The following is a 9,194-nucleotide window of genomic DNA, read 5'->3' on the forward strand; positions in this document are numbered from 1 at the left end:
TAGTGGGTTATAGGTGAAGGAAGAAGGAAGAAGGAAGAAGGAAGAGGGAAGAAGGAATTACTAACTAGCCATTAGCAATGAGCAACTAAACAATTAGCAATTACCCTGTTTGCATCCTACTGAAAACCACTTTAAGCAACTCTACGGTCGGAATCAAGTACAACTTCCGCCATCGTGAAATCGCGTTTAATCGCCAGACTGTTGAGATAGCCGATCGGATCGTCAGCATTAAACACCGAGCCGTCAAACAAGCTGAGAGAACCGCGAGTGTAAGTAATCTCAGCCATCCCCAGCTCTCGCGCCGCCGTGCTGAACGCACCGACTCGCACCACGCGCTCCAGAATTTCCACCCAGTTGCGCGGGAACACAGTATCGCCCCAGCGCGCCATCTGCACCATGTGCCAGAGTTGTTCGGTGCGGCTTGGGCGATTCACCCCCTCTCCAGAAAACAAGTGGTGGGCGTATTCCCGCATCGGAGTATCGAGGTTGCAAGCAGAAGATTTGGGGTCGCCGAGTTGGATGTAACTCTTATCAGTAGCGACGTACTCCCTTCCCGCGACAATTTCCGAAACCTCGGCGGCGCGACTTGGATCGGCGCAATAGTTGCAAGCTTCGAGCAAAGCTTTGACTAGAGCAATGTGAGTGTTGGGATAAGCATTTGCCCAGTCTTCCCGCACCCCCAAAATTTTTCCCGGATGCCCCGGCCACAGTTCCAAATCTGTAGCCACCGTAAAGCCGACTCCTTCCATCGATGCCCGCAAGTTCCAAGGTTCGCCGACGCAGAAACCGTCAATAGTGCCGCCCTGCAAGTCAACGATCATCTGAGCCGGTGGGATATTTTTCAGCAACACATCGTGATCCGGGTCAATCCCGCCGGAAGCCAGCCAGTAACGCAGCAACAGGTTGTGCATCGAAGAAGGGTGAACGATGCCCATACGGTGCGTTTGGGCGGGCGTTCTCTGGAGCATTTTTTTAAAGTCTGCCAGAGTGTAGATCCCTTGGTCGTAAAAGCGCCTCGCGAGGGTAATTCCGTTGCCATTGCGGCTCATGGTGAGGGCTGTAACCGTCGGAATCGGCTGCTCTTGGTGCCCCCCCAAGCTCAACCACATCGCCATCCCAGAGGGCATTTGGGCTGCGTCTAAGTAACCTGCGGCGATGCCGTCTACGATGCCGCGCCAGCTTGTTTCCCGCACGAGGTGGACTTCATCGAGGCCGTGCTTGGCAAAAAAGCCTTTTTCTTTGGCGACAGCGAGGGGAGCACAGGCTGCCAGCGGAATAAAGCCGAGTTCGAGGTTGACTTTTTCCAGGCCGTGGCGGGCGATCGCCGGTACTTTCCGCGCCCGCAGTTTTTTGACGCGCTTCTGCTGGTTGAGGAAGTAAATCATTTCGCTACGTAGAGCGTAGTAGCTGGGGTGTGAGACTACTTCCATCCGCTTGCGGGGGCGGGGGATGTCTACTTCGAGAATCCCGCCTATCTTCGATTCTGGGCCGTTGGTGAGCATGACGATGCGATCGCTCAGCAACACCGCCTCATCCACGTCGTGCGTTACCATCAGGGCGCTGATTTCGTACTCTTGGCAAATTTCCATCAACTTTTCTTGCAAGTTGCCGCGAGTCAAAGCGTCCAAAGCGCCGAAGGGTTCGTCTAGAAGTAAGAGTTTGGGGCGCAGGGCCAGAGCACGGGCGATCGCCACGCGCTGTTTTTGTCCCCCTGATAGCAATGCAGGTTGTTTTTCGGCGTGGGGAGTTAAGCCCACCATGTCGATGTGTTTTTGAATGATTTCGAGGCGTTCGGCTTTGGGTAAGCCACTCATTACCGAGTCTACGGCTAGGGTAATGTTTTCTCTGACCGTCCGCCAAGGTAGCAGGGAATAGTTTTGGAATACTACCATGCGATCGGGGCCTGGTTGGGTGATTCTTTGTCCTTCAATTGTCACCAATCCTTCTGTCGGCAAATCCAAACCTGCCACCATATTTAGCAGCGTAGATTTGCCGCAGCCGGAGTGTCCGATTAAGGAGATAAATTCGCCTTTTTCAATTTCCAGATCGATGCCTTTGAGAGCAACGTATGTGCCGCCGTCTGATAAATTAAATACTTTTTCCAGTTGTTCTATTTCAATCAAAATAGACATGATTTTCTTGCCTTTTTTGTAGGTTTGTTATTTCGCTAGCTGCTAGTCTTTCTTGATTAGCAGCTAGCTTTAACTGTCGCTTGTTGTTGATATCGTAACCCAGTGTAGATTGCAGTTTCCTGAAATATAAATATCGAGTTTTGAACTCAAATCTTTCAACTCAAAACTCAAAATTATTTAGCGAGTTACTTGCACAACTATTTTCCTTGAGATGGAGCAATTTTTTGCTGCAACCAAGCCATCATGCGATCGAGCAGCAAACCAACAGCCCCGATGTAGACTACAGCTAACAAAATTTCGCTGATGTAGTTTTGCTGGTAAGCGTTCCAAATAAAGAAGCCGATACCTGTAATCCCGGACATCACAATTTCCGCAGCGATAATTGCCAACCAAGCCAAACCGATCGCAATTCTCAATCCTGTGAAGATGTAAGGAAGTGCCGACGGAAACAAGATATTGAGGTAATACTCTTTCCGAGTAAGTTGCAGCACTTTCGCAACGTTGTTATAGTCGTCTGGAATTTGGCGCACACCTTCAGCCGTGTTGATCAAAATCGGCCAAACTGAAGTGATAAAAATCACGAACAAAGCAGCAGGTTCGTTTTGTTGCAGTGCAGCCAGGGCGATCGGCACCCAAGCCAAAGGAGCCACCATCCGCAAAAACTGAAAAAGCGGATCTAAAGCCTTATTTAGAAAAGGATTTGTACCTACCACAACCCCCATGCCAATTCCCACAGCCGCGGCGAGAGTATAGCCTTTTGCCACCCGTTCCAAACTAGCTAAAGTCTGCCAAAATAGTCCGACTCCGTAGGTTTTGGAGTTCATGAAAGGATACAGCAGCAAAATCCGCGTCCGTTCATCTGTCCAAACGCTTGTCGGCCCCGGCAATTTAATAATTCCAGAACTTGACAGGAATTGCCAAACAAACAGAAATCCAAGTACCCCCAAGATTGGCGGCAATATATTCGCGGAATTCTTCTTCCAAAACTCGCCCAGCGCCGCTTGCGGAGCGACTCTACCTCTCCGACTTGTACTTACAGCCATCCTGCTTATCTCCTCTGTTTCTGCGGTGTTTTCTTTCGAGACTAAATTTTTGAGGCTAAATTATGGGAAGCTTTTACCCATCACACTTTTTTAATCGCCAAACTACTCAGATAAGCTTCGGGCTGATCCGGGTTGAATTCTTTGCCATCAAAGAACTTCTCAATGCCGCGAGACGTACTTTTCGGAATATCAGCATCAGCCACTCCGGCTAATTTGGCTGCTTTCTTCCAGATATCGGCGCGGTTGACTTTACCGATGAGTGTCTTTTTGTCTGCCAAGGTTTTTGTTGGCAAGAAACCCCAGCGAACGCTTTCGGTAATGAACCACAAATCATGACTTGCGTAGGGATAAGAAACGTTGCCGACGCTATCTTTCCAGTACAGCGGGCTGCTCTTGAAGTCGTTGATGTCGGGTTTGCCATCGCCCATGACATACTTGCCTTCAAAGGGCGGCGCCAAAACAGCCGGATTTACGTCAATGAAGTTTTTGCCGGAAAGAATGGCAACTAATTCGGGGCGATTTTCTGGCTTGTCGCACCACTGTTGCGCTTCGATGATTGCTGCTATCACGGCTTCTGTGGCTTTGGGATGCTTGTCTACCCAGTCGCCGCGAATTGCGAGATATTCCTCTGGGTGAGCTTTCCAGATTTCGGAAGTTAGCGCTGACATGAAGCCGATGTTTTCTTTGACAATCCGCAAAGGCCAGGGGTCGCCGGTGCTGAAAGCGTCCATGCTTCCGGTTTTCATGTTGGCCACGGTTTGGGCGGCCGGCACTGTCAGCAAGCTGACATCTGTATCGGGATCGATGCCGTTAGCTGCAAGCCAGTAGCGAATCCACAAGTCTTGGTTGGCCTTGGGGAAGGTGTAGGCTGCTTTGAAGGGAGTGCCTGCTTTCGCTAGGCCTTTGATGTAGTCTTGGGCTGCTTGGTCTAGTTTGAGTCCGAGGCCTTTGCCTTGGTGTTTGCCCGCGATCGCAATTCCATTTCCGTGAGTGTTCAACTGCGCCAGAACATACATCGGGATTGGGGTGCTGTTTTTGGTGATCAGGCCTTGACTAATTTGATAAGGCATCGGCATTTGCCACTGGCCGCCGTCAATGCCGCCCCCGGCAGATCCGATTTCTACGTTATCTCTGGTCGATCCCCAGTTGGCTTGCTTGGCAACTGTTACCTCAGTCATGCCGTATTTGGCAAAAAAGCCTTTTTCTTGGGCAATGATTAAAGGTGCTGCTTCCACGATCGGGATGTATCCCAATGTAATTTTACTGCTTTCAATTCCTTCTACTCTTCTCTCGTTGGCAACTGCAACTGCTGAGGTTGCCACCGGCACTGCCCCGCCACCAGCAGCGGCCTCACCGCCAGCACTAGCACCCGGTTCGGGAGGATTTCCCAAACACCCTTTGAGCAGTATTGAACTGACTGCAGATGCACCTGCTGTAACGATAAATTTACGCCGAGAAAATTGCTCTGAAAATTTTGTCATAGTCTAGCCTCGCTGCAATTCATAATCTTCTGTAACGACATCACTGAAGTTTATCAAGGCGCTTTTTTTCTGTTCGCTAATGGAATTTAGCGAACTGTTTTGAGCGCTCCTTGGCAGGAGGGAGCAAAAGATTTATCGCTAGCATAATTCTTTAAACTATCCCTGCTGATTTGACTTTTTTGATTATCGATATTTCGAGCGGCCGAGTTGTGTGAACTCACTTTTTGCGAGCCGCACGTTTTCTTGGCTTGATAATTAACTCTACCTTACTCTTGCACAAATTATAAAACAATTATTAAATTCATTTGATAAGTAAATCTTTTGGGATCGCCCTATCGATAACGAACCGTTGGGAAGGGCGCTCTGGTTGGCTTATCAAAACTGGTTCAAACCAAGACTTGCTGGGTAAGGGTTGTAGCGAAGGCCGATCGGGCCGCCTTCAAATCTCTTGTCAATAAGTTGCCAACATCGCAGCCACTGCACATTTACTTTGTTAATATATGTCTATTTTTTTTAAGCTAATTGTAGTTTATTATACAGAAATAATTAACATTTTACGCTTTGGGTGTTGTCAAAGGGTTAACTGGTTTTCATTGGTGGACTAAAATTCAATACGCTTGGGTTAAAACTGCTTATTCCGGGCGTGATCCCCTCGCATACCCCCTACTCCCCCTGGTTGTTGGGGGACGAAAGAGTAAGTTCTTGTCCCCCCGCAACGATGCGGGGGGCTAGGGGCGATCGGGCTCGGGCCCAAGCGTATTGGCCTAAAATTGGCGCTTAATCGTAAGTGATTTACCGGAGATGATATGACGTGGGCTTTTAGGTTCGATTTTGTGTAAAACAGAGAAACCCGGTTTCTTCCAGAAACCCGGTTTCTCAACACCCGAAATTACTAATCGGTGGCAGTACCTCCAAGTTCGATCGCACTTTTGTACAGCAGCTTAGTTGGGCGGGTCAAAGCGGTTGACGGAGAGAGCAACACCGATCATCGGCAGGGCTACGCCGAAGCAAATCAGCCACTGATCCAGATTCATCGGAGCCGTCTCAAATATGCGATTGACAAACGGAGAATTAGCAAAGATGATCTGCAAAATCACTGCCAGGACAATTCCCACACCGAGGGCGGGAGCGCCGCTAACTTCTTCCTTAGAACCGCTAAACTTAGCAATCAAAGAAGGCAACAACTGGCTGAGACTCAACAGGTAAAAAATTCTCCCCATTACCAAAGCTTGAATCGCCATCGTGCGGGCCAGTTCCAAGGTTCCCCAAGGAGCTTGGCGTACCCATTCAAACATTCCGAAAATCAGAGTCCAGTTGTAAAGAGAAATAGCGATGATCCGCTTGATCCGATTTCCCGTGAGGAAAGGTTCGTTGACCGGTCGGGGCTGCTGTTTCATGACTCCCGCTGACTTGGGCTCGAAAGCCAGAGGCACAGTCATGGTGATCGAGTTGAGCATATTCAGCCAGAGAATTTGTAGCGACAAAATCGGCAATTCTCGACCGAGGAGGGTGCTGAGCAAAATTGTCATCGATTCTCCGCCGTTGACTGGGAGAATGAAGCTGATTGCTTTGAGCAGATTTTTGTAAACCGATCGCCCTTCTTCGACAGCAGATTCGATCGACGCAAAGTTATCATCGGTAAGAATCATGTCGGCGGCTTCCTTAGAAACCTCAGTACCGCTGCCCATCGCAATCCCGATATCCGCTTGTTTCAGCGCCGGCGCGTCGTTAACGCCGTCTCCCGTCATCGCCACGATTTCGCCTTGATTTTGCAAAGCTTCTACGAGGCGGAGTTTTTGTTCTGGGGCGACGCGGGCAAAAACTGAGCCGGCTTCTACGGCTTCGCCGAGTTCCTGCTTGCTCATTGCGGCGAGTTGAGCACCGGTGTAGGCTACAAGTTCCCTGTGGTGTTTAGTTTTGCGGAATCCCATGCGGCGGGCGATCGCCTTGGCTGTAGCGATGTGGTCGCCGGTAATCATTTTGACTTGGATGCCGGCGGTTTGACAAGCTTGGACGGCTGCGATCGCTTCTGCCCGCGGCGGGTCAATCATGCCTTGCAGTCCCAAGAAAACCAGCCCTGACTCCAAATCCGAGTGATCGACGGAATTTTGGCTTTGCGGTACTGGCTTTTTCGCTAAAGCCAAGACGCGCAAGCCTTGCTTTGCCATTTCATCGACTTGGTGGTGGATTTGTTCGCGATCGACTTCTACCGGATTTCCTTGAGTGTCGAGACTGGAACCGCAGCGGCCGAGAATTGATTCTACGGAACCTTTGACGTACAAAATTTTGCCAGTGGGAGTTCGGTGCAGCGTCGCCATGTATTGAAACTGAGATTCAAAGGGAATTGAATCCAGCCGCTGCATTGACTTGGACAAAATTTGCTGGCTCAAATCAGCTTTTTTGCCTGCAGCAATTAACGCTCCCTCTGTCGGATCTCCGACGACTATCCAATTATCGTCTTTGAATTCCAACTGAGAGTCGTTGCAAAGGAGTCCAGCTTGCAAACATTCTTGCAAAGTTGGAGTTTGGCTGACAGTAATTGGCAGTTGGTTGAGTTGAATTTCACCTTCGGGGCTGTATCCCGTACCCGTAACCGAGTAGGATTCGCCGCCAGAATAGATTTCTTGCACCGTCATTTCGTTTTCCGTCAAAGTTCCGGTTTTGTCGGAACAGATGACGGTAGCGCCGCCGAGGGTTTCCACTGCGGGCAATTTGCGGACGATCGCGTGGCGATTTGCCATCCGGGAAACGCCTACGGCTAGGGTGACGGTGATGACGGCGGGTAAGCCTTCGGGAATTGCGCCGACAATCAGGGCGACTGCGGGTTCGACTGCTTCTTTAAAGGCTGAAACCCCCTCTGGGACAGGTCTGCCCAATCTGACTGCGAAGGTCAAGGTTGCCATTCCCAACACGAATAACAGCCAGTTTTGACTGAATTGGTTGAATTTGCGGGTTAAGGGGGTGGTGAGATCGATGTGCCGATCTAATAGTTGGGAGATTTTGCCGGTTTCGGTTTTATTGGCGATCGCAATTACGATGCCGCTAGCTTGGCCAAAAGTGACAAAACTGCCGGCATAGGCCATGTTATCCCGTTCTGCTAGTGGCGTTTCTTGTGGCAGAACCAAGTCTCCAGATTGTCCTAATTCTTTTTCGACAGCAACAGATTCCCCGGTGAGTCCCGATTCGTCGATTTGCAAGTCGCGCACTTTCACTAAGCGCAAGTCTGCCGGTACTTTGTCGCCGGAAGTCAGGGTTACTAAGTCCCCGACTACGAGTTCTTTGGAGGGAATTCTTAATTTTTTGCCGCCCCGAATAACTGTGGCTTCGGTGGTGACAGCTTGGGCTAGGGCTTCAATTTTTTTCTCGGCTCCAGCTTCTTGGATGAAACTAATAGTAGCGTTAGTGGTGGTTACGCCCCAAATTACGCTAGCGTTTAGCCATTCTCCGATCACTGCTTTGATTAAACCTGCACTCAGCAAGATGATCAGGAGGGGTTGGTTAAATTGCAGTATAAATTTTAACCAGGCTGGTTTCCCTGCTTTAACAGTTAGTTCGTTGGGCCCGAATTTCTGTTGGCGATGGTTGGCTTCTGTCGGTTCTAAACCGCTTTCCAGGTTGGTTTCTAAGATTGTTGCAAGCTTGGATACTTCTAGGTAGTGCCAATATTGCTCTGCTACGTCTACATCGTTGGCGGCTCTTGATGGCATGATTCTTGCTGAATATTTGGGGTGTGTGACGAGCTTTTAGCGCTCCTTAATAGGCGCGGCGCGCTCAATACAACTGATCGCTCGTTGGAGCGTGAATATATTGAGCGGCTTAATTGTTTGTTGATTGCTTTAACGGGCTGTGAGTTAGATCCATATTACAAGCGATGTGGTCGTTTGTGGCAAGAGATTTGGGGAATTTTTTCCGGCGCTAAATCTTGTTTGGGACTTGGTGGCTAAGGTGGGGAAAAGTCGATCTAATCCCTTGACATTTGGCAAGTTTTAGGTGTGGTTGAAGAAAGGCACGACAGGGAAGTCACGGATACACGGATTCATTATTGAGCAGGAGTCAGGAGTTATCGATCGCAAAGCGTGTTAAAACTGAGATATTGCACCATTCTCAAGAACAGGCAAGATGCCTGTTCCACAAAGAGTGAATTTTCTTGTGGAACAGGCCGAAAAGCCTGTTCCTAAAAAGCTTATTGAGAATGGTGCAACATATGAGTTAAAACCGAGTTAAGCGATCGTATTCTGAACTTATGGAAATAGTAGTGACGCTGGTGCTGGGTTCAGTGCTGTTGGTCTAGGAAATGCGGTTCGGGCGGGTGTTAGTTCGATCGTCCGTTACTGCGAAGGATTTGTTTAAGGGCAGAAATTCGATCGCCCTGGCTTTGGTGATGCACTCGCGTGCGATCGTTTTGACAATCAAGCATCCAGGATACAAGCCGCCGGATTCATCCGTCCAGAAATAAAAAATCTGTATCCGATGAAACTTGCCCCCCGAATTTATCCGTGGGGTCAATGCTTCAATTCTTTAATCTAAAATCTAAAATC

5 protein-coding genes are annotated in these 9,194 nt (G+C 49.3%); 1 reads left to right on the plus strand and 4 read right to left on the minus strand.

Going from position 1 to position 9,194, the window contains the following annotated elements; all coding sequences use genetic code 11:
• Positions 1-131: 131 nt before the first annotated feature.
• The 4 genes from QUB12_RS30640 to QUB12_RS30655 form a co-directional block, all read right to left on the minus strand.
• Positions 132-2,132: a nitrate ABC transporter ATP-binding protein gene (locus QUB12_RS30640; protein WP_333309920.1), complete on the minus strand. Its 2,001-nt coding sequence runs from the start codon at positions 2,130-2,132 to the stop codon at positions 132-134.
• Between the two features lie 197 nt (positions 2,133-2,329).
• Entirely contained in the window at positions 2,330-3,175 is an 846-nt protein-coding gene (gene ntrB, locus QUB12_RS30645; protein WP_333142429.1) for a nitrate ABC transporter permease, read from the minus strand.
• Between the two features lie 80 nt (positions 3,176-3,255).
• On the minus strand, positions 3,256-4,656 hold the full coding sequence (locus QUB12_RS30650) for a CmpA/NrtA family ABC transporter substrate-binding protein (RefSeq protein WP_333142430.1): 1,401 nt from the start codon (positions 4,654-4,656) through the stop codon (positions 3,256-3,258).
• A gap of 941 nt (positions 4,657-5,597) precedes the next feature.
• Complete coding sequence (locus QUB12_RS30655) at positions 5,598-8,363, minus strand: HAD-IC family P-type ATPase (RefSeq protein WP_333142431.1); 2,766 nt, start codon at positions 8,361-8,363, stop codon at positions 5,598-5,600.
• A gap of 602 nt (positions 8,364-8,965) precedes the next feature.
• On the opposite strand from QUB12_RS30655, the gene QUB12_RS30660 reads away from it, so the two are divergent.
• Positions 8,966-9,112 (plus strand): hypothetical protein, encoded by a 147-nt coding sequence (locus tag QUB12_RS30660; RefSeq protein ID WP_333309923.1) that lies wholly within the window; start codon positions 8,966-8,968, stop codon positions 9,110-9,112.
• The last annotated feature ends 82 nt before the right edge of the window (positions 9,113-9,194 follow it).

It is taken from the genome of Microcoleus sp. B7-D4 (genome assembly GCF_036705125.1).
Taxonomy (GTDB): Bacteria; Cyanobacteriota; Cyanobacteriia; order Cyanobacteriales; family Microcoleaceae; genus Microcoleus.